Source organism: Streptomyces atratus (assembly GCF_014648655.1).
Lineage (GTDB): Bacteria > Actinomycetota > Actinomycetes > Streptomycetales > Streptomycetaceae > Streptomyces > Streptomyces atratus.
Genome location: NZ_BMRN01000045.1, coordinates 1 through 25,634, shown reverse-complemented (window position 1 = coordinate 25,634; position 25,634 = coordinate 1). Strand labels below are relative to the sequence as shown.

At 71.1% G+C, this 25,634-nt stretch carries 22 protein-coding genes and 1 pseudogene; 9 read left to right on the top strand and 14 right to left on the bottom strand.

Going from position 1 to position 25,634, the window contains the following annotated elements; translation table 11 throughout:
* Window positions 1-128 precede the first annotated feature (128 nt).
* From IEZ15_RS36590 to IEZ15_RS36570, 5 genes are all read left to right on the top strand, one after another.
* Window positions 129-2,000 (top strand): ABC transporter substrate-binding protein, encoded by a 1,872-nt coding sequence (locus IEZ15_RS36590; protein WP_189281176.1) that lies wholly within the window; start codon window positions 129-131, stop codon window positions 1,998-2,000.
* A gap of 90 nt (window positions 2,001-2,090) precedes the next feature.
* Entirely contained in the window at window positions 2,091-3,173 is a 1,083-nt protein-coding gene (locus tag IEZ15_RS36585) for an ABC transporter permease (RefSeq protein WP_189281175.1), read from the top strand.
* Window positions 3,170-4,105 (top strand): ABC transporter permease, encoded by a 936-nt coding sequence (locus IEZ15_RS36580; protein ID WP_189281174.1) that lies wholly within the window; start codon window positions 3,170-3,172, stop codon window positions 4,103-4,105. Before IEZ15_RS36585 ends, IEZ15_RS36580 begins: the two co-directional genes overlap by 4 nt.
* The gene (locus IEZ15_RS36575; protein WP_189281173.1) at window positions 4,102-5,130 is read left to right on the top strand and encodes an ABC transporter ATP-binding protein; all 1,029 of its coding nucleotides are present in this window, start codon (window positions 4,102-4,104) and stop codon (window positions 5,128-5,130) included. The genes IEZ15_RS36580 and IEZ15_RS36575 overlap by 4 nt, the downstream gene beginning before the upstream one ends.
* Window positions 5,127-6,122 carry an oligopeptide/dipeptide ABC transporter ATP-binding protein gene (locus IEZ15_RS36570; protein WP_189281172.1) on the top strand — a complete coding sequence of 332 codons (996 nt, stop codon included), beginning with the start codon at window positions 5,127-5,129 and terminating at the stop codon, window positions 6,120-6,122. The genes IEZ15_RS36575 and IEZ15_RS36570 overlap by 4 nt, the downstream gene beginning before the upstream one ends.
* A gap of 72 nt (window positions 6,123-6,194) precedes the next feature.
* Here IEZ15_RS36570 and IEZ15_RS36565 read toward each other — a convergent pair whose 3' ends face one another.
* Complete coding sequence (locus tag IEZ15_RS36565; RefSeq protein WP_189281171.1) at window positions 6,195-7,319, bottom strand: XdhC family protein; 1,125 nt, start codon at window positions 7,317-7,319, stop codon at window positions 6,195-6,197.
* Window positions 7,320-7,377: 58 nt separating this feature from the next.
* Between IEZ15_RS36565 and IEZ15_RS36560 the strand changes: the two genes are divergently transcribed.
* A complete protein-coding gene (locus IEZ15_RS36560) occupies window positions 7,378-7,608 on the top strand; it encodes a hypothetical protein (RefSeq protein WP_268250474.1) in 231 nt (76 codons plus the stop codon).
* A 66-nt stretch (window positions 7,609-7,674) separates the two neighbouring features.
* On the opposite strand, the gene IEZ15_RS36555 is transcribed toward IEZ15_RS36560, so the two are convergent.
* The 9 genes from IEZ15_RS36555 to rimP form a co-directional block, all read right to left on the bottom strand.
* Entirely contained in the window at window positions 7,675-8,628 is a 954-nt protein-coding gene (locus IEZ15_RS36555; protein WP_114246982.1) for a bifunctional riboflavin kinase/FAD synthetase, read from the bottom strand.
* 43 nt (window positions 8,629-8,671) lie between these two features.
* Entirely contained in the window at window positions 8,672-12,364 is a 3,693-nt protein-coding gene (locus tag IEZ15_RS36550; protein WP_189281170.1) for a S1 family peptidase, read from the bottom strand.
* A 202-nt stretch (window positions 12,365-12,566) separates the two neighbouring features.
* Window positions 12,567-13,466 (bottom strand): tRNA pseudouridine(55) synthase TruB, encoded by a 900-nt coding sequence (gene truB / locus IEZ15_RS36545; RefSeq protein WP_114246980.1) that lies wholly within the window; start codon window positions 13,464-13,466, stop codon window positions 12,567-12,569.
* On the bottom strand, window positions 13,463-13,915 hold the full coding sequence (rbfA, locus tag IEZ15_RS36540) for a 30S ribosome-binding factor RbfA (RefSeq protein ID WP_114246979.1): 453 nt from the start codon (window positions 13,913-13,915) through the stop codon (window positions 13,463-13,465). The genes truB and rbfA overlap by 4 nt, the downstream gene beginning before the upstream one ends.
* A 25-nt stretch (window positions 13,916-13,940) precedes the next feature.
* Window positions 13,941-14,237 carry a DUF503 domain-containing protein gene (locus IEZ15_RS36535; protein WP_093894188.1) on the bottom strand — a complete coding sequence of 99 codons (297 nt, stop codon included), beginning with the start codon at window positions 14,235-14,237 and terminating at the stop codon, window positions 13,941-13,943.
* Between the two features lie 137 nt (window positions 14,238-14,374).
* Window positions 14,375-17,488, bottom strand: a complete 3,114-nt coding sequence (gene infB, locus IEZ15_RS36530) for a translation initiation factor IF-2 (RefSeq protein WP_189281169.1) — start codon at window positions 17,486-17,488, stop codon at window positions 14,375-14,377.
* A 147-nt stretch (window positions 17,489-17,635) separates the two neighbouring features.
* Entirely contained in the window at window positions 17,636-17,914 is a 279-nt protein-coding gene (locus IEZ15_RS36525) for a YlxR family protein (protein WP_189281168.1), read from the bottom strand.
* 187 nt (window positions 17,915-18,101) lie between these two features.
* A complete protein-coding gene (gene nusA / locus IEZ15_RS36520; protein ID WP_114246976.1) occupies window positions 18,102-19,142 on the bottom strand; it encodes a transcription termination factor NusA in 1,041 nt (346 codons plus the stop codon).
* Window positions 19,143-19,144: 2 nt separating this feature from the next.
* Entirely contained in the window at window positions 19,145-19,642 is a 498-nt protein-coding gene (rimP, locus tag IEZ15_RS36515) for a ribosome maturation factor RimP (protein ID WP_114246975.1), read from the bottom strand.
* 176 nt (window positions 19,643-19,818) lie between these two features.
* Between rimP and IEZ15_RS36510 the strand changes: the two genes are divergently transcribed.
* Genes IEZ15_RS36510 through IEZ15_RS36500 form a run of 3 tightly spaced genes read left to right on the top strand, consistent with a single transcriptional unit; the run spans window position 19,819 to window position 21,789 of the window.
* Entirely contained in the window at window positions 19,819-20,343 is a 525-nt protein-coding gene (locus IEZ15_RS36510; RefSeq protein WP_189281167.1) for a hypothetical protein, read from the top strand.
* Window positions 20,340-20,858, top strand: coding sequence for a ferritin-like domain-containing protein (locus tag IEZ15_RS36505; RefSeq protein ID WP_114246973.1), 519 nt, complete (start codon window positions 20,340-20,342; stop codon window positions 20,856-20,858). The genes IEZ15_RS36510 and IEZ15_RS36505 overlap by 4 nt, the downstream gene beginning before the upstream one ends.
* 28 nt (window positions 20,859-20,886) lie before the next feature.
* A complete protein-coding gene (locus IEZ15_RS36500) occupies window positions 20,887-21,789 on the top strand; it encodes an aminoglycoside phosphotransferase family protein (protein WP_189281166.1) in 903 nt (300 codons plus the stop codon).
* Window positions 21,790-21,843: 54 nt separating this feature from the next.
* Here the strand turns inward: IEZ15_RS36500 and IEZ15_RS36495 are convergent, their stop codons facing one another.
* The 4 genes and pseudogenes from IEZ15_RS36495 to IEZ15_RS36480 all read right to left on the bottom strand — a co-directional run.
* Window positions 21,844-23,544, bottom strand: coding sequence for a proline--tRNA ligase (locus IEZ15_RS36495; protein ID WP_189281165.1), 1,701 nt, complete (start codon window positions 23,542-23,544; stop codon window positions 21,844-21,846).
* Between the two features lie 80 nt (window positions 23,545-23,624).
* Window positions 23,625-24,194: a GNAT family N-acetyltransferase gene (locus IEZ15_RS36490; RefSeq protein WP_189281164.1), complete on the bottom strand. Its 570-nt coding sequence runs from the start codon at window positions 24,192-24,194 to the stop codon at window positions 23,625-23,627.
* Window positions 24,195-24,258: 64 nt separating this feature from the next.
* Window positions 24,259-25,104 (bottom strand): GNAT family N-acetyltransferase, encoded by an 846-nt coding sequence (locus IEZ15_RS36485; RefSeq protein ID WP_189281163.1) that lies wholly within the window; start codon window positions 25,102-25,104, stop codon window positions 24,259-24,261.
* 167 nt (window positions 25,105-25,271) lie between these two features.
* A pseudogene (locus IEZ15_RS36480) lies at window positions 25,272-25,634 on the bottom strand (flavodoxin-dependent (E)-4-hydroxy-3-methylbut-2-enyl-diphosphate synthase); the annotation flags it as partial.

The following is a 25,634-nucleotide window of genomic DNA, read 5'->3' as shown; positions in this document are numbered from 1 at the left end:
AGACCACACGCCGTTTCGGTGACCGTTGACGCGGCTCGACCCCCGCTGATAAACCTTCGCTTCACCAGCTGGCGAACCACAGATCAACCCGCCTTCTCCGTGCGAGTCATGACGCGAGGTCCCTGACCATGGTCGAAAGAGTTCCACCACGCTCCTCCCAGCCACGCTCACGTCTGCGTGTTCTCCTGGCCTCCGGTGCCGCCGCACTGGCGCTGGCCGCCGGTTCCATCGTCCCGGGTGTGCCGCTCGGTGCCGCGCCGCAGCAGGCACAGGCCGCCGACAGCGGAAAGTCGACACTGACCGTCGCCGTCGCACAGAGCGTCGACTCGCTGAGCCCGTTCCTCGCTCAGCGGCTCATGAGCACCAGCATCTCCCGGCTCATGTACGACTTCCTCACCAACTACGACCCCAAGGACAACCACGCGATCCCCGGCCTCGCCACCAAGTGGGAGCCGTCCGCGGACAAGTTGACCTGGACGTACACCATCCGGTCCGACTCCAAGTGGTCGGACGGGCAGCAGGCCACCGCCGAGGACGCGGCCTGGACGTTCAACAAGATGATGACCGACGAGGCCGCCGCGCAGGCCAACGGCAACTTCGTCGCGAACTTCAAGAAGGTGACGGCTCCCAGCCCCACGCAGCTGGTCATCGAGCTCAAGGAGCCGCAGGCCACCATGGCGGCACTCGATGTGCCGATAGTGCCGAAGCACGTCTGGGAGAAGGTCGGTGAATTCTCCAAGTTCAACAACGACAAGACGTTCCCGATCGTCGGCAACGGGCCGTTCGTCGTGACCGACTACAAGGTCGACCAGTATGTGAAGCTCAAGGCCAACAAGGACTTCTGGCGCGGCAAGCCGAAGTTCGACGAGCTGATCTTCAAGACGTACAAGGACCAGGACGCCGCGGTCGCCGCGCTCCGCAAGGGCGAGGTCTCCTTCGTCGCCGGCTCCCCCGCGCTGACGCCCGCTCAGGCCGCGTCGCTCAAGGGCGAGAAGAACATCAAGGTCAACGAGGGTCCGGGCCGCCGCTTCTTCGCGCTGGCCACCAACCCGGGCGCGCAGACCAAGGACGGCAAGAAGTTCGGCAACGGCAACAAGGCCCTTCTCGACCAGAAGGTGCGCCAGGCCCTCTTCCTGTCCATCGACCGCAAGACCATCATCGACAAGGTCTTCCAGGGCCACGCGGTCGAGGGCCAGGGCTACATCCCGCCGCGCTTCTCGGCGTACCACTGGCAGCCGACCGCCGAGCAGAGCCTGGCGTACGACCCGGCCAAGGCGGCCAAGCTGCTCGACGAGGCGGGCTACAAGCTCAAGGGCGACCAGCGGGTCGGCAAGGACGGCAAGCCGCTCGACCTGCGCATCCTCTGCCACGCGACGGACCCGAACGACAAGGCGATCGGCAAGTACCTCAAGGAGTGGTGGGGCAAGCTCGGCATCGGCCTGAAGGTCGACTGCCTCGACAACGTCTCGGTGCCCTGGTACGCCGGTGAGTACGACCTCGCCTTCGACGGCTGGTCCGTCAACCCGGACCCCGACTTCGTCCTCGGCATCCACACCTGCGCCGCGCTGCCGACCAAGGCGAAGGACAGTGCCGCCACCGACAACTTCATCTGCGACAAGCAGTACGACGAGCTCTACAAGAAGCAGCTCGCCGAGTACGACCCGGCCAAGCGGGCCGGCATCGTCAACGAGATGCAGTCGTGGCTGTACGACTCCGGGTACATGAGTGTCATCGCGTACCCGAACGCGGTCGAGGCGTACCGCACCGACCAGATCAAGTCGATCACGACCATGCCCGAGGCGGCCGGCAACATCTACGGCCAGGACGGTTACTGGAGCTGGTGGTCGGCGGCTCCCGCGTCCGGCGGCAGTTCGGACAGCTCCGGCGGGTCGGGCTCCACCGGCGTCGTCATCGGCATCATCGTGGTGGTCGTGGTGCTCGCCGGTGGCGGGCTGTTCATCGCGAAGCGCCGCCGCAACACGGCGGACGACCGCGAGTAATCACCCGGACGGGTCGAGAGGGACCGGCCGGGGAACATTCACATCGTCGGCCGGCCCCTCCACGTGCAGCACGAGTAACGAGAGTTCCCCATGACAGCTGACAGCACTCCGGCGCTCGTGCAGATCGCGGACGCGGACACCGACGGCCCGGCTCCGGCCGGCCCGTCGGCCGCCCGCGGTCCACGGGCGCGCAACACCAAGGCCTATCTCCAATACGTGGCGGCCAAGATCGCGGGAGCAGCGGTGTCGCTGTTCGCGGTCCTGGTCACCAGCTTCTTCCTCTTCCGGCTCATTCCCAGCGACCCGGTGAAGCAGATGACGGGCGGCCGGCCCGTGTCCGTGGAACAACTCCAGTCGCTGCGGCGTCAGTTCGGTCTCGACCAGCCAATGTGGCAGCAGTTCACGAGCTACGTCGGCGACGCCCTCACGGGCGACTTCGGCACCTCGTTCCAGTTCCACGCGCCGGTCATCGACAAGATCACCGAGGCGCTCCCGGCGACCCTGCTCCTGACCGGCACGTCGTACGTCCTGTACACCGCGCTCGGCATCTGGCTCGGTACCCGGACCGCCTGGCGCAATGGCTCCATGAGCGACCGGTTCAACACCGCGTTCGCGCTGACGCTCTACTCCGTCCCGGCGTTCTGGCTGGGCCTGCTGCTGATCATCGTCTTCTCGGTGGGCATCGGCCCGATCCCGGGGATGTTCCCGACGGGCGGTCTGGAGTCGGGCAACGAGACCGGCTTCGCCTACATCCTCGACGTGGCGCACCACCTGGTCCTGCCGGTGGTCACACTGGTCGCCGTCGGATACGCGCAGACGCTCCTTGTGATGCGCTCCTCGCTGCTCGACGAGATGGGCAGCGACTATCTGACGACGGCCCGTGCGAAGGGGCTGCGGGACGACGTCGTGCGCCGCAAGCACGCCGTGCCGAACGCGATGCTGCCGACCTTCACCCTGATGTTCGTGAACCTCGGGCATGTGGTCGCCGGACAGATCCTGGTCGAGACGGTGTTCTCCTGGCCGGGCCTCGGCGGCCTCTTCTACGAGGCGCTCAGCGTGCCCGATCTCCCGCTCGTGCAAGGGCTGTTCTTCGTCTTCGCCACCGCGGTGATCCTGGCGAACACCCTTGCCGATGTGCTCTATCCGCTGCTCGATCCCCGGGTGGGCCGATGACGACCGAATCCATGCCCACGCCGACGAAGGCGGAGCCCGCGCAGAATCCGCGCGCTCTGGCCCGCGCGCGTAAGCGCCAGTCCGCCGCCCGCTTCTGGCGGGAGTACAGCGGCCACCGGAGCGGACTGTGGGGTCTGGGCGCGCTCGTCCTGATCGCGCTGGTCGCCGTGTTCGCGCCGCAGCTCGTCGGCGCCGACTCGCAGAGCGTCACCGGCGCCCCCGGTGGTGCGCTGGAGTCGCCGAGCGGTGAATTCCCGCTCGGTACCGACCAGTTCGGGCGCAGCGTGCTGGCGCTGCTGGTGTGGGGCACCAGGGTCTCACTGACGGTCGGCCTGCTCGCGGCGTTCCTGTGCGTCGCCATCGGTACGGTCGTGGGCATCGTCGCGGGCCACTTCCACGGCTGGTACTCGACGGTCCTGATGCGGGTCACCGACTGGTTCCTGGTGATGCCGACCCTGGTCCTCGCGATCGCGCTCGCCACGGTGATGGACCGCTCGATGTGGACGGTCGTCATCGCGATCGGGGTCACGACCTGGCCGACCACGGCCCGGCTGGTCCGGGCTCAGACCCTTGCCGTGGAGTCCCGCCCGTACATCGAGCGCGCCCGCGCTCTGGGCGGCGGCCACGGGCACATCATGGTCCGGCACGTGCTGCCGAACGTGATGCCGCTGGTGCTCGCGCAGACCACGCTGGTGATCTCCAGCGCGATCCTCACCGAGGCCACCCTGGCCTTCCTCGGTCTCAGCGACCCGACCACCACCTCCTGGGGCGGCATGCTCCAGGACGCCCGCGAGGCGGGCGCGGTCAGCGCGGGCGACTGGTGGTACCTGGCACCGCCCGGCATCGCCATCGCCCTGGTGGCCCTGGCGTTCACCCTGTGCGGCCGCGCCATCGAGTCCGTCCTCAATCCCAAGCTGGGGGTGGCCCGTTGAGCACGACGAGCATCCAGAAGACACCGCTTCTCGACGTACAGGACCTTACGGTGACGTACGCCGGCGGGGCACAGGCCGTCCGCGGTGTGAACCTCTCCGTCGACGCCGGGCAGAAGCTCGGCATCGCCGGTGAGTCGGGCTGCGGGAAGTCGACGCTGGCGCTCGCGCTGCTGCGGCTGCTGCCCGCCGGTACGAAGGTGTCCGGCCGGATCCTGCTGAACGGCGAGGACGTCCTCGCCATGAAGTGGGGCCAGGTCCGGGCGGTGCGCTGGGCGGGGGCGTCGATCGTCTTCCAGGGCGCGATGCACTCACTCAACGCTGTGCACCGCATCGGGGAGCAGATCGCCGAGCCGATCCTGCTGCACAAGAAGGCGACGCAGGCCGCGGCGGCGAAGCGGGCGGGCGTGCTGCTGGAGCAGGTGGGGCTGCCCGCCGCCCGTGCCTCCGCCTATCCGCACGAGCTGTCCGGCGGGCAGCGGCAGCGCGTGATGATCGCGATGGCGCTGGCCTGCGATCCGGGCCTGATCATCGCGGACGAGCCGACCACGGCTCTCGATGTGATGATCCAGGCCCAGATCCTGCGGCTGATCGAACAGTTGGTGTCCGAGCAGGACCTCGGCCTGATCATGATCAGCCATGACCTCGCGGTGCTCTCGGACACCTGCGACCGGCTCGCGGTGATGTACGCGGGCCGGGTCGTCGAGGAGGGCCCGGCGTCCGAGGTCTACGAGAACGCGCACCACCCGTACGGCAAAGCCCTGTCCGGCGCCTTTCCGCGCATCGGCGACCCGGCCTCCCGGTTCGCGCCCCGCGGGCTGCCCGGCGATCCGCCGGACCCCTCGGCGCTGCCCGGCGGCTGCACCTTCCACCCGCGCTGCCCGGTGGCCCTGGACTCCTGCACGACCGAGGACCAGGAGCTGCGGGACGCGGGGCCACAGCGGCGGGCCGCCTGTGTGCTGGTGGAGCCGGGGGCGGTCGCGGCCGGGGCCCGGCCGGGTGCCGAGGAAGCAAGGAGCACATCATGACCACCACCACTCCCCTGCTCAGCGCCCAGGGGCTGAAGGTCACCTTCCCCGGCCGGCGCGGGGCTGCCCCGGCGCGTGCCGTGGACAGCGTCGATCTGGACATCCGGCCGGGCGAGATCGTCGCGCTGGTCGGCGAGTCGGGCTGCGGCAAGACGACGCTGGCGCGTTCGCTGCTGGGTCTGGTCCCGCCGACGTCCGGGCAGGTGACCTTCGGCGGGCAGCCGCTCGACTATGCCAGCCGGGCGCTGAAGGTGTACCGCAAGCGGGTCCAGCTGGTGCTCCAGGACCCCAGCGGTTCGCTCAACCCGAGGCACACGGTGTACGACGCCGTCGCCGAGGGTCTGCGGATCCACGGGTACGCGGGTGATGAGCGGGCGGCGGTGGCCGAGGCGCTGTCGCGGGCGGGGCTGCGGCCTCCCGAGCGGTTCTTCCTGCGCTATCCGCACGAGCTGTCGGGCGGTCAGCGACAGCGGGTCGTGATCGCGGGCGCGCTCGTGCTGGAGCCGGAACTCATCGTGGCCGACGAGCCGGTGGCCTCGCTGGACGCTTCGGTGCGCGGCGAGATCCTGGCCCTGCTGCTGCGGCTGCGGGACGAACTGGGTCTGTCCGCTCTGGTGGTCACGCACGACCTCGGCCTGGCGTGGAACATCGCCGACCGGGTCGCGGTGATGTACCTCGGGCGGATCGTGGAGACGGGCGAGGTGGAGCAGATCCTGACGGCTCCGCAGCACCCGTACACCCAGGCGCTGTTGTCGGTGCTGCCGGAGGCCGGGGGCGATCCGGTGATTCTGACCGGTGAGCCGCCGGACCCGTCCAGGGTGCCATCGGGGTGCCGGTTCCATGCCCGCTGCCAGGTGCTGGCCTCGGGCGAGGCCGAGCGGGCGGGTGTCGCGGACGCGTGCCGTACGAAGGACCTGCCGGTGCTCGCGGGCGGCGGGCAGACACAGGTGGCGTGCCACTGGGCGGGCGCGGCTGCGAAGACGCGGTCGTAGCGGGGTGACCTGGGGCCTGTCCGGCGGATCGCCCTCGGACGGGCCCCGGCCTGTCCGGCGGACGCAGCGCCGTCAGGAGCCGGGCGGGCTGCCGGTTGCCCGGCCGTGGATCGCCCCGGTCAGCTCGCCGAGCGGCCTGCCCGTCCCGCCCCACCGGTGCTGGATGATCTCCGCGGCGATCGAGACTGCGGTCTCCTCCGGTGTGCGCGCACCGAGGTCCAGCCCGACGGGCGAGGCGAGCCGCGCCAGTTCGGCCGCGTCGACCCCGGCCTCCCGCAGCCGCGCGGCCCGGTCCAGGTGGGTGCGTCGGCTGCCCATGACCCCGATGTACGCAGCAGGTGTGCGCAAGGCGGCCACCAACAACGGAACGTCGAACTTCGGATCGTGTGTCAGTACGCAGATGACCGTCCGCTCGTCGATGTCCGTCGCCCTCAGATAGGTGTGCGGCCAGGCGCAGATCACCTCGTCGGCGGTGGGGAAGCGATCCCGGGTCGCGAAGGCCGGGCGGGCATCGCAGACGGTGACCCGGTAGCCGAGGAAGGAACCCATGCGTGCGGTGGCGGCCGCATGGTCGATGGCGCCGAAGACGAGCATCCGGGGTGGTGGCGCGTACGTCTGGACGAAGACGGACACCTCCTGCATCCGGCGCTCGCCGTGTGCCCCGTACCGCAGGGCGCCGGTCGCACCCTGGGCGAGCAGTCCCCGGGCGTCGTCGGTGACGGCCGAGTCGAGCCCTTCGTCGCCGAGCGTTCCCTGCGTGGTCCGTGCCCGGACGACCAGGCAGGCGCCGGGCTCCGCCTCGCCCGAGATGACGGTGGCGACGGCGACGGGCTCGCCCCTGCCGATACTGTCGGCGACCTCCCGCAGCCGGTCCCGGTCGGCCGCCGACGCGAAGGACCTGACGAACACCTCGATCGTGCCGCCGCACGTCAGGCCCACGCCGAACGCCTCGTCGTCGCTGATCCCGTACGTCTGCAGCTGAGGGCTCCCGGTGGCGAGGACCTCGCCCGCCACTTCGTACACCGCACCTTCGACACAGCCTCCGGAGACGCTGCCCGCCACCGCGCCGTCGGCGGTCACGGCCATCATGGCGCCGGGTGCGCGCGGGGCGCTGCCGCGTACGGAGACGACGGTCGCCAGGGCGAAGGCGGTGCCGGCGGCGTGCCAGGCACCCAGTTCCGACAGCAGTTCACGCACAGCACGGACCTCCTCCCGGCCGGATGCGGTCCGGCTCGACGCGGCCTCACCATAAACGATGCTTCAGCACGTGGCGGGCTGCGTGATCTGTTCGCCGACCGCTCCCTGCGGCGCACGCAACCGGCTCGGCGTCATCCTCGGACCCATCGTGGTCGGCGCGATCATCGGCTCGGGCGGCAGCCTCGCGATGGTCTTCACCCGGCTGGGCTGCGTCGCGGTGGCCGGCGCCGTGGTCGCATGGTTCGCCGTGGAGACCAAGGGGCGCACGCTGGAGGAGCTGAACAGCTGATTCCGACACGACCGGGGCCGGGACCGTTCTCCACGGTCCCGGCCCCGGTCGTGCACGAGGAAAGGTTCAGCCGCGCTCGTACGCGGAGATCAGCTCGCTGCACCGCTTCACATCGGCGGCCATCGCCACGAGCAGGTCGTCGATCGAGTCGAACTTCAGCATCCCGCGTACGTACGCGAGGAAGTCCACCGAGACGTGGAGCCCGTACAGGTCGAGGCCGACGCGGTCGATCGCGTACGCCTCCACCGTCCGCTCCGTGCCGTCGAACTGTGGGTTCGTGCCGACCGAGATCGCGGCGGGCATCGCCTCGCCGTTCACATTGAGCCAGCCCGCGTAGACGCCGTCGGCGGGGATCGCGGTGTGCGGCAGGGTCTCCACGTTGGCCGTGGGGAAGCCCATCTCACGGCCGCGCTGTGCGCCGCGGACCACGACGCCCTCGACCCGGTGCGGCCGGCCGAGGATCTCGGCGGCGCCCGCGACATCGCCCTCGGCGACCAGCCGTCGGGTGAGGGTGGAGGAGAACGGCCGGCCGCCGCCCGCCTCACCACTCACATACAGGTCGATGACCTCGACTCCGTAGTCGTACGTCTCGCCGAACTCGGTGAGCAGCTGCACATTCCCGGCCGCCTTGTGACCGAAGCGGAAGTTGGGGCCCTCGATGACCAGCTGCGCGTGCAGCTTGTCGACGAGCACCTTCACGATGAAGTCGGCCGGCGCCAGCTTCGAGAATTCGGTGGTGAACGGCAGGATCAGCACCGCGTCCACCCCCAGCTCCGCCATCAGCTCGGCGCGCCGGTGGTGCGGGGCGAGCAGCGGCGGGTGGCTGCCGGGCCGTACGACCTCGCTGGGATGCGGGTCGAAGGTCACCACGACCGACGGCACGCCCAGCTCGCGTGCCCGCTCCACGGCCCGCCCGATGATCAGCTGGTGTCCGCGGTGCACCCCGTCATAGGAGCCGATGGTGACGACGCTGCGTCCCCAGTCCTGGGGGATGTCCTCCAAGCCACGCCAGCGCTGCACTGTGACCGCTCCTCGCCCGAACCCGTGTACGTGAGATTGCCTGTTACGCAGGTCTAAGACTGCCATGCTCACGCCCCGCGGCCTGCATCGGCATCGTCTTCGGGCTTCCCAGCGCCTCCACCGTCCGCCGCGCGCTCGGGCCGATGAGCGCCGCCCACTCCTGCGGGGCCTCGGCCAGCCACCCGGTGACCAGGGCCGCGAATCCGGGCACGTCACGAGCGAGTTCGACCAGTCGGCGGTCGAAGCGGACCGCGCCCTCGGGGGTACGGACCAGCAGCATCCCGGTGCGGTGGACCAGGGCGCGGGTGCGGGCCTGTGCGCGTCCGCCGGAGCCGGTCGCGGCAGCCCGCAGCAAGGCGTCGAGCACGGCCGGGTCGCGGTGGGCATCCTGCTCGAATTCCAGCAGGACCTCCAGCAGCTCGCCCCTCAGATGCCCGGAGGCGGGGCTGCCGGGCGCCGCGAGCACCTCCGCGAGCGCGCCGCGCACCGGCGGCGGCACGGGACGGTCCCGCAGCAGTCCGGTCACCAGGGGCAGCAGCAGGGCGCGGGCGGCGGGTCCGTGCTCCAGCCTCCGGTCGATGTACGCGGCGGCGTGCACGGCGTCTTCCGGATGGCTGTCGATGTACGCCCGTACGAGCCCGGCGGCGTCCAGGGCCAGCGCGGGGGCGTCGATCCCGGCGAGCGAGCACAGCACCTCGCCCGCCCTCTCGTCGGGACGGGTGAGCCGCTCCCGGTACGCGGTGAGCACCTGCTCCGCATGGGAGGGCAGTGCGATGGCGAGCGCGTCCGCGGGCAGCTGGGGCTCACCCGCGACGAAGGCCCGCAGAGCCTGCGGGAGGTAGCGGTCCCTGGTCTGCGGATCCTGTACGAGGAGGGTGAGCGCGGCCCCGTGCAGGGAGGCGTCGGCCTGGCGGGCCAGCAGGGCGCGGGCGGCTCGGCGCAGCAGCTCGCGGTCGGCGTCGAGGGTGACGTGCGCCGCGGTGACCAGTGCGTACGAGGCTGCGGCGGTCCGGCGGGCGGGCCGGTCCTCGTCACGGGCCCATCTGTCGACGGCCCGGCAGAGCGCGGAGGGCTCGTCCTCGGCCAGCGCGGCGAGCAGCTCCTCGGCCCGGGGGTGGGCGGTCGAGACGAGTGCGTCGGTCAGATCGTCGACGGCCAGGTCCCGACGGGCGTAGAGCAGCGCCTGAGCGGCGGCGGCCACGGTCGGGCGGATCGTGACGCCCTCATCACCAGGGAGGGGGCGCTCGTCGGTGAACCAGCCGCAGAGCAGCGGCTGCATCGTCCGGGGCTGCGCGACGAGCCGCCGCGCGACGGCATCCAGAAACCGCTCGCCGCTGTCGCCGTCGGGGTACGGGTCGCAGGTGCGGTCGCCGTCACCACGGGGGTCGGCACGGCGCGGGCCGTCGACGGGGACGAGACGCCGGAACAGATCGATCCGGTCCGCTTCGGGCAGCCTCAGCCGCCGCCAGAACCACGGCCCGAACTCGGCGTACACCCCCGCCCCCCGGCTCCCCGGCCCACCCGCGGCCGCACGCCGGACGATACGGCCGGCAAGCAGCCGCAACACCCCGAGATGAGGCCGGGCATCGGGCACCCGGAGCAGGGTCTCCGAGAGCAGGTGCACCGCCCACCAGCGCGCGTCATGGGCGGTCTGACCGGACGCCCCCGGCCCCGGTGGCATCCGGTCCAGGGCCTCGATCAGATCGGCCAGCCGGTGCGCCAGCGCGGCAGGGCCCTGGCGGCGGCCCAGGAGCAGCAGGGCCTGGATCACCGGGCCGATCCGATGGCGCGGTACGGGCAGGGTGCGCGGCCCCGTCGTCACCGCGGCCTCCGTCGACGCTTCCGGCACGGGCGCCCGGCTGTGCCCGGTACGCGGCCTCCTCGGCTGCGGAACGCGCAGCTCCGCCGCCCCCGCTCCCGGTCCCTCCTCCGCATGCCACCGGTGGACCAGCGCGTGCAGCGCCGCGTCCAGGTCCAGGTGGGCGCCCTGCACCCAGTCCCCCAGCTCCTCGTGCGCGAAGCGGTAGCCCGCTCCCGCCGGGACCAGCAGCCCCTCGGTGAGGACCGCCGACGCCCAGCCCGTGCGCCAGGGGAACACCTCCTCGAACACCGCCCGGTCCAGCTCCCCCTGTCCGGGACCCAGACAGCGCCGCGCCGCTTCGTGGACCTGCCCCGCCACCTGCGCGGCCAGCCGGCGGACCGCGGTGCCGCCGGGCGACGGGCCCGATACGGCTGCGATGCGGACTGCGATGCGCAGGCACATCAGGTCCAGGTGGGCGCCGAAGACGTCCTCCGCGTCCGGCTGCCCGACGACGTCCCCGGGCAGCGCCTCGCGCACCTGCGCGAGAAGACTCAGAGTGAGCGGGTGCCGACCGTGGCCGGGGGCGAGCGCATCGGACGGGATGGCGTACCGCTCCCGGGCCTGTTCGGCCTGAATCGCGGTGAGGTCGCCGAGGCGGACCGCGGACGGCAGCCGCCTCGCAGGCCTGACGGGACGGTGCAGGGCACCGGGCGGGCAGAGCGCACCGGCCGTCTCCCAGTGCTCGGGCGTGCACGCGACCACGAGCCGCGCCCCGCACTCCCGCAGCCAGTCGACGGTGCCCGCGGTCCACCGGGCCAGCCCGTGGGCCAGTACGGGAGGCATCTCCTCGGGGCCGTCCAGCAGGACGAGCAGCGGGCTCCCGGACTCTTCGGCCAGCCCGGCCACCCGCTCGGGGGTGGCGCTCGCCATGTCGCCCCTCGCTCCGGCGGCGGTGACGATCCGCCCGGCCCGCCGGAGTGTACGGGCGATCGCGTCGGCGACCGAGTCGTCGTCGGCCAGCAGATCGGCGCCGCGCAGCCAGAGGGTGGGTGCGGGTACGGCGCCGCGGGCCCGGCGGGCGGCGAGTGCGGCCAGTTCGGTGGTGCGGCCGGTGCCCGGCGCTCCCACGAGACCGAGGACCACGACGGGGCCGTGCGGTGCGGACGAGAGGTGGCCGGGGTCCGAGAAGGCGCTGAACTCCGCGATGACGTCCGGGCGTTCGACCGGATCGGAACAGCCGGCCGGCCCGCCCGCCGAGCCGAGTGATGTCGCGGTGAGGTGCAGGGCGCCCGCGAGATTCAGGTCGCGTCCGTATCCGGGAACGCTCGTCGCGTTGCGCCGCAGCAGCTCGCCCAGCGGACCGTCGGTGCCCGCGCCGCTGAGCGGCACGGCGAACCCTGCGGCGGGACGCCCGGCGCGCAGTTCGGTGCCCAGCACGGCGATGACCGCGCCGCTCTCCGGATCGAGGACGGGCCCTCCCACGGCCGCACCGCCGAGCCGCAGCGCGTCCCTTCCGTCCGTACCGAGCGCCAGCTCCAATGCTGCGCCGATCCGATGGCAGCGGCCGTTCGTGGTGTACGTCACCGGAGCGGTGCCGAACACCCGCGCCTCACGCCAGCCGTGGGCGGCGATCGTCACGTACGTACCGGCGCCGATCCGGTCCCGTAAGGCGATCGGTGTCGGCTCCACGCCGAGCGTGGAGGGCCCCGAGGTACGCAGCAGGGCGAGGTCCAGTTCGGGCAGCGCGGTGACATCGGCGGCCTCGACGGGGCAGCTGCGACCGTCCGTTCCGTACAGGACGAGCCGGGCGGGACCGTCGACCGCTTCGTGGCTGGTCACCACCGTGCCCCGGTCGTCGGCGACGAATCCGGTCCCCCGCGGCCGGCCGGCCGAATCGCAGATACGTACCAGCGCTGCCCGGTCCCCGCTTCCCATGGTCCGACGTTAGGCCGACGGTGATCGGCACGAATACCACTCGGAGTAAAAGCGCCCCCGAATGCACCCCCGATTCACTCCGAGCGCCTGCTCGTTGGGGTGAATTGATGGCGTCCGGTGGACAGAAATCGTTGGGGGATCGTGGAGCGGGCACAGGGGCCCTGCCCGCTCCACGATGGGGTCCCAGGACCCGGGTCGCCGGTCAGGCGAAGACGGCGAGGCTCTTGGCCTTGCCCTTCTGTTCCTCGACGAGTACCAGGAACCGCCCGTCGGGCCCGAAGACCCCGACCGGTCCCGGCGGGAAGGCCGGCATGTCCAGCCGCACCCCGTGCAGCAGCAGTTTGGCGCGCTTCTCGTCCACGTCCCAGCGGGGGAACGCCGAGGCGGCGGCCTCGGCCACCGGCATCACGGTGAGCTCCTGCTGGTGCTGGTCGAGCGTCCGCGCCATATCGAGGCCGTACGGCCCGACCCTGGTGCGCCGGAGCGCGGTCAGATGCCCGCCGACGCCGAGCCCGGCGCCGAGGTCGCGGGCGATCGCGCGGATGTACGTACCCGAGGAGCAGACGACGGAAATGACCAGGTCGACGACCGGCGTCCCGTCCTCGGCGACCGCCTCGCGGACGTCGTAGACGTTGAAGGACGAGATCGTCACCGGCCGGGCCGGGATCTCGAACTCCTCGCCGCCGCGCACCCGTGCGTAGGACCGCTTACCGTCGATCTTGATGGCGCTGACCTTGGACGGCACCTGCATGATCGGTCCGGTCAGGGCCGCCACCCCGGCGTCGATGCCCTCACGCGTCACACCGGACGCATCGGTGGACGAGGTGATCTCGCCCTCCGCGTCGTCCGTGATGGTGTTCTGGCCGAGCCGGATCGTGCCGAGGTACTCCTTCTCGGTCAGCGCGAGATGGCCCAGCAGCTTGGTGGCCTTCTCCACACCGAGCACGAGAACGCCCGTCGCCATCGGATCCAGCGTGCCGGCATGGCCGACGCGGCGGGTCCGGGCGATGCCGCGCATCTTGGCGACGACGTCGTGCGAAGTGAAGCCGGACGGCTTGTCGACAATGATCAAACCGTCCGGCGTCTTGTTCTGCGATGTCATTCGGAGGCGGTGTCCTCGTCGTTCTCGTCCTCCGCCTTGCGGTACGGGTCCGCGCCACCGGCGTACGTGGCGCCCGAGGACGCCTCGCGCACCCGTGCGTCCGAGGCCCGTGCCCGGTCGAGGAGGTCCTCGATCGCCTTGGCGTTCCCCGGGAGGGCGTCGGCCACGAAGGCCAGCGTGGGGGTGAACTTCGTCCCCGCCGCCGCTCCGACCGCCGAACGCAGGATGCCCTTGGCGCTCTCCAGGCCGGCCGCCGCGCTCGCCCGCTCCTCGTCGTCGCCGTAGACCGTGTAGAAGACCGTGGCCTCCCGCAGGTCACCGGTGACCCGGGTGTCCGTGATGGTCACGTGCGTACCCAGACGCGGGTCCTTGATACCGCGCTGCAGTTTCTCGGCGACCACCTCCTGGATGAGGTCCGCCAGCTTTTTCGCCCGCGCGTTGTCGGCCACTGGTCCGTCTCCTTCTTTGCCTTGCTCAATCGTCTTCGTCGCTGTGCAGCCGTCGTCGTACGGACAACAGCTCCACCTCGGGCCGGCCGGCGATCAGCCGCTCGCACCGGTCGAGTACGTCTGTGAGGTGTCCGGTGTCCCCGGAGACCACGGCGAGGCCGATCTCGGCCCTGCGATGGAGATCCTGACCGCCCACCTCCGCCGCACTCACCGCGTATTTGCGCTGGAGTTCGGCGACGATCGGACGGACGATGGAGCGCTTCTCCTTCAACGACCGTACGTCGCCGAGAAGCAGATCGAAGGACAGTGTCCCCACATACATGTATGTCCGGATGTCCCGCCGGTTCGGGTTCGTGCCCTGCCAGCGCTTGGCAGGGACACAAGAACCGTACACGGAACGGCCGGGGCCGATCGACGGAAATATGACCCGTCGACCGGCCCCGACTGTTGAGGTACGGGTCAGCCTCGCGGCTTCTCGCGCATCTCGTACGTCGCGATGACGTCGTCGATCTTGATGTCGTTGAAGTTTCCGAGGTTGATACCGCCCTCGAAGCCTTCGCGGATCTCGGTGACGTCGTCCTTGAAGCGGCGCAGACCGGAGATGTTGAGGTTCTCCGCGATGACCTTGCCATCGCGCAGCAGGCGCGCCTTGGTGTTGCGCTTGACCTCGCCGGACCGGACCAGCACACCGGCGATGTTGCCCAGCTTGGACGAACGGAAGATCTCGCGGATCTCCGCCGTACCGAGCTCGACCTCTTCGTACTCCGGCTTGAGCATGCCCTTGAGGGCCGCTTCGATCTCTTCGATCGCCTGGTAGATGACCGAGTAGTACCGGACGTCCACGCCTTCGCGCTCGGCCATCTGCTGCGCACGCCCTGCGGCGCGCACATTGAAGCCGATCACGATGGCGTCGGATCCGGTCGCCAGGTCGATGTCCGACTCGGTGACCGCACCCACACCGCGGTGCAGGACCCGGATGTCGACCTCGTCACCGACGTCGAGCTGGAGCAGCGAGGACTCGAGAGCCTCCACCGAACCGGACGCGTCGCCCTTGATGATGAGGTTGAGTTCCTGGACCAGACCGGCCTTGAGCGCCTCGTCCAGGTTCTCCAGGGAGAACCGGACACCCTTGCGGGCGAAGTTGGCGTTGCGCTCACGGGCGGCACGCTTCTCGGCGATCTGACGGGCCGTACGGTCCTCGTCGACCACCAGGAAGTTGTCGCCGGCACCCGGGACGTTGGTGAGACCGAGGACGAGGACGGGGGTCGACGGACCCGCTTCCTCGACGTTGTTGCCGTTGTCGTCGAGCATCGCGCGGACTCGGCCGTACGCGTCGCCGACCACCATCGTGTCACCGATGCGCAGGGTGCCTCGCTGGACCAGGACGGTCGAAACGGCACCGCGGCCGCGGTCGAGGTGGGACTCGATCGCAATACCCTGCGCGTCCTGCTCCGGGTTGGCCCGCAGGTCGAGCGAGGCGTCCGCGGTCAGGACCACGGCCTCCAGCAGCTGGTCGATGTGCAGACCCTGCTTGGCGGAGATGTCGACGAACATCGTGTCGCCGCCGTACTCCTCGGCCACCAGACCGAACTCGGTGAGCTGACCGCGCACCTTGGTCGGGTCGGCACCCTCGACGTCGATCTTGTTGACCGCGACCACGATCGGCACGTCGGCCGCCTTGGCGTGGTTCAGCGCCTCGATCGTCTGGGGCATCACACCGTCGTTCGCCGCCACCACGAGGATCGCGATGTCGGTCGACTTCGCACCACGGGCACGCATGGCGGTGAACGCCTCGTGACCCGGGGTGTCGATGAAGGTGATCCGGCGGTCCTCGCCGTTGACCTCGGAGGAGACCTGGTACGCACCGATGTGCTGCGTGATACCGCCGGCCTCGCCCGCAACGACGTTCGTCTTGCGGATCGCGTCCAGAAGTCGGGTCTTACCGTGGTCGACGTGACCCATGACGGTCACGACCGGCGGACGGGAGACCAGAGCCTCTTCGCCGCCCTCGTCCTCGCCGAACTCGATGTCGAAGGACTCGAGCAGCTCGCGGTCCTCCTCCTCCGGGCTGACGATCTCCAGGACGTAGTTCATCTCTTCGGCGAGCAGCTTCAGCGTCTCGTCGGAGACCGACTGCGTCGCCGTGACCATCTCGCCGAGGTTCATCATCACGGCGACGAGCGACGCCGGGTTGGCGTTGATCTTCTCCGCGAAGTCGGTGAGGGAGGCACCGCGCGACAGACGGACGGACTGTCCGTTGCCGCGAGGCAGCATGACGCCGCCCACCGACGGGGCCTGCATGGCCTCGTACTCCTGGCGCCTCTGCCGCTTCGACTTGCGACCACGACGCGCAGGACCGCCGGGACGGCCGAACGCACCCTGTGTGCCACCACGGCCACCGGGGCCGCCGGGACGTCCACCGAAGCCGGGACGACCGCCGAAGCCGCCGCCACCACCACCGGGACGGCCTGCGCCGCCACCGCCACCGCCGCCACCGGGACGACCGGCGAAACCGCCGCCACCGCCACCGGGACCGGCCGGACGACCGGCGAAGCCGCCGCCGGGACGACCTGCACCGCCGCCGGGACGGCCTGCGCCGCCACCGGGACCACGGCCACCGCCGGGGCCACCACCGGGACGCGGGCCCGCAGCGGGACGCTGCGGCATCATGCCCGGGTTCGGACGATTACCACCGGGCGCACCGCCCGGACGCGGAGCCTGCGGACGAGGCATGCCGCCCGGAGTCGGACGGGCACCGCCCTGGCCCTGCGGACGCGGGGCGCCACCGGGGCCGCCCTGCGGACGCGGGGCGCCGGGACGCTCCTGACCGCCACCGGGACGCGGTGCGCCGCCGGGACGGGGCGCCTGCGGACGGGCCATGCCCGTCGAGCCGCCGGAGGTGAAGGGGTTGTTGCCCGGACGGGGACCCGCCGGACGGGCGCCGCCGGGGCGCGGGGCGCCCTGGCCTGCGGGACGGGCCGGACGGTCGCCGCCACGGCCACCGTCGCGCTCGCCACCACGGCCGCCGTCACGCTGACCGCCGGCCGGAGCCGGACGGGCATGGCCACCGGCAGGACGGGGCCCGGGGGTGGCACCCGCGGGACGCGGGGCCTGCTGCGGCGCGGCCGGCTGGGCCGGGGCCGGAGCGGAGAACTCTGCTGCGGGCACCGGGGTGACCGGAGCGGGCTTCGGCGCGGGCTTGGGACCCGGACGCGGGCCCGCCGACGGCGCGGAAGGCGCGGCAGCGGAAGGGGTGCTGCTGGGGGCCTCGGCTGCGGCCGGCTTGGGGGCCGGGGCGCCGGGCTTCGGGGCAGCGGGACGTGCCGCAGCGGCCGGGGAGGGCGCTGCGGGCTTTGCGGGCGTCGCCTTGCGGGGCGCGCCAGGCTTTGCAGCGGACTTGCCGGCGTTGCCGCCGGGACCCTGCAGTGCGTCAGTCAACTTGCGTACAACCGGCGCCTCGATCGTCGAGGACGCCGAACGGACGAATTCACCGAGTTCTTGGAGCTTGGCCATGACGACCTTGCTCTCGACGCCGAACTCCTTGGCGAGTTCGTATACCCGGACCTTAGCCACTTCGCTCCTTTTAGGTCCGGGTTACCGCCGGACCGTCGCTACTTCATGGGCGTACTCATCGCGTACTCATCGAGTGCTCATCGCAATCTCGACCTACTTCCAACTCGCGAGGTACCTGACCGCACGGGGTCCCGTGCCGTTCATTTCTTACGGTGTCGCCCGCTCGACGAACCGCTGCACTGCGGCGGGGTCGAACGGCCCCTTGGCCTTGAAGGCCCGGGGGAATGCCCGGCGGCGAACCGCCAGGTCCAGACAGACAGAGACGGGGTGTACATATGCACCCCGGCCGGGCAGCGTACCGCGAGGATCAGGGACGCATGCATCCCCGTCCGCGACGATGCGCAGCAGCTCGCTCTTTGCCGCCCGCTCCCGGCATCCCACACAGGTTCGCTCGGGGCAAGCGAGAGCCTGCGTCCGGCCAGACACGTTTAAGTCTACCTCCCCGCACCGACCTCACCCCTTTGGGGCAAAAATCGAACGGATGTTGTCGTGTTCTCAACGGCATGCCGCTGAGATGTATTCCCCGCGGCCCGCGCGACCGAGCCCCTGACACCCCTTCCGGGGCGGCGCCAGGAGTCCGGCGCGGGCCACAGCCCGGCGACCGCCGGGTTGGTCAGCGGCGCTCCGAACGCTCGCGGGCCCGCTCGGCCCGCTCCCGGTCGGCGACGTCGCGCTCGGCGTCGGTCTCGGTGTCCGGACGGATGTCGATGCGCCAGCCGGTGAGGCGGGCGGCGAGGCGGGCATTCTGCCCCTCCTTGCCGATCGCGAGCGACAGCTGGTAGTCCGGGACGGTGACCCGGGCGGACCGGGCGCCGAGGTCCACGACCTCGACCTCGCTCACCCGCGCGGGCGACAGGGCGTTGGCCACCATCTCGGCCGGGTCGTCCGACCAGTCCACGATGTCGATCTTCTCGCCGTGCAACTCGGCCATGACATTGCGCACCCGGCCGCCCATCGGGCCGATGCAGGCGCCCTTGGCGTTCAGCCCGGAACGGGTCGAACGGACCGCGATCTTGGTGCGGTGACCGGCCTCGCGGGCGATCGCGCAGATCTCGACGGAACCGTCCGCGATCTCCGGCACCTCCAGCGCGAAGAGCTTCTTCACGAGGTTGGGGTGGGTCCGCGACAGTGTCACGGACGGACCGCGCACGCCCTTGGCGACCCGTACGACATACGTACGCAGACGCAGGCCGTGGGTGTACTCCTCGCCCGGCACCTGCTCCTGCACCGGCAGGATCGCTTCCAGCTTGCCGATGTCGACCAGGACGTTCTTCGGGTCCTTGCCCTGCTGGACGACGCCGGTGACGACATCGCCCTCGTGGCCCGCGTACTCGCCGAACGTCCTGTCGTCCTCGGCGTCGCGCAGCCGCTGCAGGATGACCTGCTTGGCGGTGGTCGCGGCGATCCGGCCGAAGCCGGACGGGGTGTCGTCGAACTCCTTGGCCTCCTGGCCCGGTTCGAGGTCGGCCGGGTCCTCCTTCGCCCACACCGTCACATGGCCGCGCTCGTCGAGCTTCACGCGCGCGCGGCGGTGGCTGCCGTCCGTACGGTGGTAGGCGATGAGGAGGGCCGACTCGATCGCCTCGACGAGCACGTCGAAGGGGATCTCCTTGTCCTGTGCCAAGCCCTTCAAGAGCTTCACATCGATGTCCACGGCTACGCCTCCTCTTCCTTCTTGTCCTTGCGGCTGAATTCGATCTCCACGCGCGCCTTGGTGATCTCGTCGAAGGCGACCCGGCGGGACGTGGGCTTGCGGCCCTTGACGCCCGGCACTTCGAGGTCGAGTCCTTCTTCGTCCACGGCGAGGATGCGAGCCACCAGCTCGCCTCCCTCGCGCAGGTGCAGCTTGACCAGGCGGCCCGTGGCACGTACGTAGTGGCGGTGCTCCGTCAGCGGACGGTCGGCACCGGGGGAACTGACTTCGAGGACGTACTCGCCCTCGCCCATCGCGTCGGTCTCGTCGAGCTTCTCGGAGATCGCGCGGCTCAGCTCGGCGCAGGCGTCCAGCTCCACGCCTTCTTCGGAGTCCACGATGATCCGCAGCACCCGGCGGCGGCCCGCCCGGGACACCTCGATCTCTTCGAGATCCAGCTGCTCGGCGCTGACGAGCGGTTCGAGCAGTCCGCGCAGCCTCTCGCTCTGGGTGGTGCTCATCCGGGTGACTCCTCGGCCGCGTCTGCTGTTGTGGGGATCTCGCGTGTCAGGTCAAAGGGTATCCGGTCCCGAGGGGTGTTGCCGTCCGCCTGCTCCGCTGCCGCGGGTACGCTCGCCTGCGGTGATCACTTCAGGACAGATCCAGTCAAGACAGGTCCAAGCCCGAAGGAGAACAAGTGCGGCGCACGGGGACGACGCGCAGAGGTGCGTTCACCGCGACGGGGGCGATCGCCATGGGGGCGGTGCTGGCCGGCTGCGGCGACGGGACCGGGCCCCAGGAGGGCTCCGCCCGGGCCGACGCGGCGACCACGGCCGAGCAGGCCGCCGCACGGGCGGAGAAGACGCTCCGGACGGGTGCAGCGGGTACCAGCAGGGAACTGCTCGCCCGGTACGAACAGGTGGTCAGGGCCTATCCGGCGACCGCCGCCGGGCTCTCGCCGCTGCGGGACGCCGTGCGGGCCCATGCCAAGGCGCTGGCGCCTGATGGCGGCAAGACGCTCGTGTTCTCGCGGACACGCGCGACCGACGCCGCCGGCGCCCTCAAGGAACTGGCCGCGGCGGAGCGCCGCACCGCGGACGCCCACACGGCGACGCTGCTGAACGCCCCGCCGGAGCTGGCCCGGCTGCTGGCGTCGATCGCGGCTGCGGGCGCGGCCCATGCCTATCTGCTGACCGAACTGGCCAAGGAGACCTCGTCATGAGCGCCGGAACACAGAAGGCGGCTCAGGCGGCCCTGGCCGCCGAACACGCGGCGGTGTACGGGTACGGGGTGGTCGGCGGCCGGGTCGCCGACGGCCGACGGGCCGAGGCCACTGCGGCCTACCACGCGCACCGGGCCCGGCGCGATGCGCTGGCACGGACCGTGCGTGACCTGGGCGGTGAACCTGTGGCGGCTCAGGCGGCGTACGCTCTGCCGTTCGCGGTGCCGGACCCGGCTGCGGCGGTGCGACTGGCCGCCCTGCTGGAGGACCGGGTCGCGGACGTGTACTCCGATCTCGTACGGGCCGCCGCGGGTCCGCTCAGGCGGGAGGCCGCGGATGCGCTGCGGGAGGCCGCGGTGCGTGCGGTCCGCTGGCGGGGCAGCGGCGTACCCTTTCCCGGGCTCGCCGAGCGGACCGCCGCCGGGACCGGCGCGCCGGCAGGGAAGCATGCGAACGCCGGGTCCGACGCGCTCCAAGGGACCGATGTGACGAACGGGACCCGTGCGAGGCACTGAAGAAGCTCTGAAAGGGAACAAAGCACGTATGGGTTTCGAACCGCCGCAGCGTCTGGTGCGAGCGCTCGGCGAGTCGTACGGGGATGCCGCCGCCGACTGGCTCGCGCAGCTTCCCGCACTGACCGAGGAAGCGCTGTCCTCGACCGGGCAGAGGCTGACCGTGGAACGGGTTGCCGCCCCCGGGGGGCGCAGCAGTCTGGTCCTGCTGGTGACCTGCTCCGACGGCACCCCGGCCGCGCTGAAGATCGCTCCGTCCGGGGCCGCACCCGAGCTGGAGCAAGCGGCGCTCGCTCACTGGAACGGCTGGGGGGCGGTGCAGCTCTTCAACGGCGCCCCCGGCGCATTGCTTCTCGAACGGCTGCACCCCGAGGTGTCGCTGCGCTCACTGCCGGAGGCGAAGGCGCTGCTGGAGGCGGCGGGTACGGTGCGCCGGCTCTGGGTCGAGCCGCCGGCCGGCCATGGATTCGAGACGGTCGCCGAGCGGACCGGGCGCCGTACGGAGCCGATGCGCGCCTACGCCGCCTTTGACCCGAGCCTGGAGCCACTGGTCTGCGCGGCGCTCGCGGCGCGTGAGGAGCTTGTCGCCCACTCCCCCGAACTCCTGCTGCTGCACGGCAATTTCCGCCAGAGCAAGGTGCTCGCGGGCGAGCGGGTGCCCTGGCTGACGGTCGGGCCGGAACCGCTGGTCGGTGAGCGGGCCTACGATCTGGCGCGCCTGGTGCGCGACCGCGTCGAGGATCTGATCGCCTCCCCCGGCGGCCCGGTGACGGCCCGTCGGCGGATCAAGAGGCTCGCCGATTCGCTGGACGTGGACCGGGAGCGGCTGCACGGCTGGACGCTGTTCCGCGCGGTGGAGTCGGGAACCCGGGCGCTGGCGGTGGGCCGTCGCCAGGAGGGCGAGCTGACCCTGGAGTTCGCGGGCTGGCTGTGAATGCGACGCGAAGCCGTAGGCCCCCGCGGGGGCCTACGGCTTCGCGTCGCGGTGTCAGCCCTGAACCGTCAGGCGGGCGATCGCCTCGTCGACCGTGAGCTCCTCGCGCTCGCCCGTACGGCGGTCCTTGAGCTCCAGGACGCCCTCTGCCGAGCGGCGGCCGGCGACCAGGATCTTCGGGATGCCGATCAGCTCGGCGTCGGTGAACTTCACACCGGGCGAGACGCCCGCGCGGTCGTCGACCATGACCCGCACACCGGCGGCGGCGAGCTTCTCGGCGACGTCGAGAGCCAGCTCCGTCTGGAGCGCCTTGCCCGCCGCGACGACATGGACATCGGCCGGGGCGATCTCGCGGGGCCAGCACAGCCCCTGCTCGTCGGCGGTCTGCTCGGCGAGCGCGGCGACGGCGCGGGAGACGCCGATGCCGTAGGAGCCCATGGTGACCCGGACCGGCTTGCCGTTCTGGCCGAGCACATCGAGCTGGAAGGCGTCCGCGAACTTGCGGCCCAGCTGGAAGATGTGGCCGATCTCGATGGCGCGGTCCAGCTTGAGGCCGGTGCCGCACTTGGGGCACGGGTCGCCCGCCTCGACGACGACGACGTCGAGGTAGTCGTCGACCTCGAAGTCACGGCCGGCGACGACGTTCTTCGCGTGGGTGCCGGGCTTGTTCGCGCCGGTGATCCAGGCGGTGCCGGCGGCGATGCGCGGGTCGGCGATGTAGCGGACCTTCTCCAGACCCTGCGGGCCGACGTAGCCGCGTACCAGGTCGGCGCGGCCCTCGAAGTCCTCCGCGGTGACCAGTTCGACGACGGCGGGGGCGAGGTGCTCGCCGAGCTTGCCGAGGTCGACCTCGCGGTCACCGGGCACGCCCACGGCGACGATCTCGCCGTCGACCTTGACCAGCAGGTTCTTCAGTGTCGCGGAGGCCGGAACGCCCAGGTGCGCGGCGAGCGTCTCGATGGTCGGAGTGTCGGGGGTGTCCAGTTCCTCGACGGGGCCGTGCGCCGAACCGTCCACGGGGGTGGCCTTGAAGGTCACGGCCTCGGTGTTGGCGGCGTAGTCGCAGGCGGGGCAGTCGGCGAAGGTGTCCTCACCGGCCGGGGCAGGGGCCAGGAACTCCTCGGAGGCCGAGCCGCCCATGGCGCCGGAGACGGCGGAGACGATGCGGTGGTCGAGGCCGAGCCGCTCGAAGATCCGGATGTAGGCGGCGCGGTGCAGCCGGTACGCCTCGATGAGCCCCTCGTCCGTGGTGTCGAAGGAGTACGAGTCCTTCATCTGGAACTCGCGGCCGCGCAGCACACCGGCGCGGGGGCGGGCCTCGTCCCGGTACTTGGTCTGGATCTGGTACAGGATCACGGGCAGGTCCTTGTAGGACGTGATCTGATCCTTGACGACCTGGGTGAAGATCTCTTCGTGCGTGGGGCCGAGGAGGTACTCGGCGCCCTTGCGGTCCTTGAGCTTGAAGAGCAGATCGCCGTACTCGTGGTAGCGGCCGCTGGCGTCGTACGACTCCTTGGGGAGCAGCGCGGGCAGCAGCACCTCCTGGCCGCCGATGGCGTCCATCTCCTCGCGCACGACACGGGTGATGTTCTCCAGGACCTTCTTGCCGAGCGGCAGCCAGGTCCAGATTCCGGCCGCCGTGCGACGTACGTATCCGGCCCGGACGAGCAGCTTGTGGTTGAGCGTCTCGGCGTCCGCCGGGTCGTCGCGCAGTGTCTTGATCATCAATCGGGACATGCGCTGGACCTGGGCCATGATGAACTCCTGCTCGGAAGGGTGATGTGCAGGAGGTTAGCCGGGTGGTACGGGTGGGCGGAAATCGATTGGCTTCCGTCCTAGCCCCTGCGACGCAGCGGAAGCGGGGCTCCCATCACCGCGTACGGCTTGGGAGCGCTGGGAAAGAGCACCTGCCGGGCCAGGTCCTGGTAGCCGAGACTGCGATAGAGACCACGTGCCGGGCTCTCCGTGTCGATCGCGGAGAGGATGGACCGGGGCTGGTCGACGGCGTCCGTGATGGCGGTGATCAGCGCGCGGCCGATGCCGCGGTTCTGGAACTTCGGCAGGACGTGCAGCTCGGTGATGACGAACGAGTCGTCGAGCCAGTGCGCGGAGCCGGTGGCGCGGAGGTAGGGCTCGACGACGGTGGACCACCACTGGCCGCGTTCGTTCGGCATGCCGTAGACGAAGCCGACGAGCCGGCCGCCCGGGGTGGTGGCGCCCAGCGCGCGGGCGCAGGGGTGGTCGAGGTGCCTGAGGACGATGTGGCGCCGTACCTCGATCTCCTCCGGTCCCAGGCCGAAGGCGACAGCCTGCACCGCGAGCGCCTCGTCCACGCGCGCGGCGAGATCGATCGGTCCGATCCGGACGCTGGGAGTGTGGGGGACGCCCCCGGAAACTGCTGCCATGCGCCGACCCTACTGGCCCGGGTGGGGTGGGTGGTACGGGTCGGTGGCACCGGCCGCCGACCGGTCAGAACAGCACGCTCATGAACTCTCCGACCTCGCGGAAGCCGACCCTGGTGTAGGCCTTGCGCGCAGGGGTGTTGTAGTCGTTCACGTACAGGCTGACGACGGGTGCGACATCGGCCAGGGCGTAGCGCAGGACCGCCGCCATGCCGGTCTCGGAGAGTCCTCGGCCGCGTTGTTCGGGGGCGACCCAGACACCCTGGATCTGGCAGGCCTGCGGGGTGGCCGCGCCGATCTCCGCCTTGAAGACGACCCTGCCGTCCTCGATCCGGGCGAACGAGCGGCCGGCGCCGATGAGCTCGGCGACGCGTGCCTGGTAGAGGAGTCCGCCGTCGCCCGCGAGCGGGGAAATGCCGACCTCCTCGGTGAACATCGCCACGCAGGCCGGCATCAGGACGCCCATCTCGTCCTTGCGGATCCGGCGGACCAGCGGGTCGGGGGTGACCTCGGCGGACGGGCTCTCGGTGACCATGAGCGGCTGATGGGCCCGGACCTCGCGGGCGGGGCCCCAGCCGGGTTCGAGGAGCCGCCACAGCCGGGTGGTGGGCTCTGCGGGGCCGACGATCGAGGAGCAGCGGCGGCCAACCCGGCGGGCCCGGTCGGCGAAGGCCCTGACGGCCTCGGGGGTGGCGCAGATCGGTACGAGATTGGCGCCCGAGTAGCACAGCGAGCGCAGCCGTCCATCGGCGTACCAGCCCCACATCTCGCCGCCGAGGCGCCAGGGATCGAGACCTGCGATCTGGACCCGGGACGTCACGAAGGCATTGGCGACGGGTTCGCTCTCCAGGATGGCGAGAGCGGCGCCGAGGTCGCTGGGTTCGAGGACCCGGGTGGTGGTCTGCGTCAACACGAGGGGGCCTCACCATGCGGTCTGCTGATTTCCGCACTGTACCCAAAGAGGCTCATCGGCGCCGCCCGTGCCCGGGAACAGCGTCCGCAGGACCCCGTGGGGTCGCTCACGACCGCGCCCCGCCGGGCGGTGTTCGTCCGGCGGGGCGCGGTGGTGCGAGTCCTGGTTCAGCTGATGGAGACCTGGGGCTCACCCGAGGCGATGCCGTCCTTCTCCATCTGCTCGGCGATCTTCAGGGCTTCTTCGATCAGCGTCTCGACGATCTTCGACTCGGGCACGGTCTTGATGACCTCGCCCCTCACGAAGATCTGCCCCTTGCCGTTCCCGGAAGCGACACCCAGGTCCGCCTCACGGGCCTCACCCGGACCGTTGACGACGCAGCCCATCACGGCCACCCGCAACGGCACTTCCATGCCCTCAAGACCGGCACTGACCTGATCCGCCAGCTTGTACACATCCACCTGCGCCCGGCCGCACGACGGACACGACACGATCTCCAGCCGCCGCTGCTTCAGATTCAGCGACTCCAG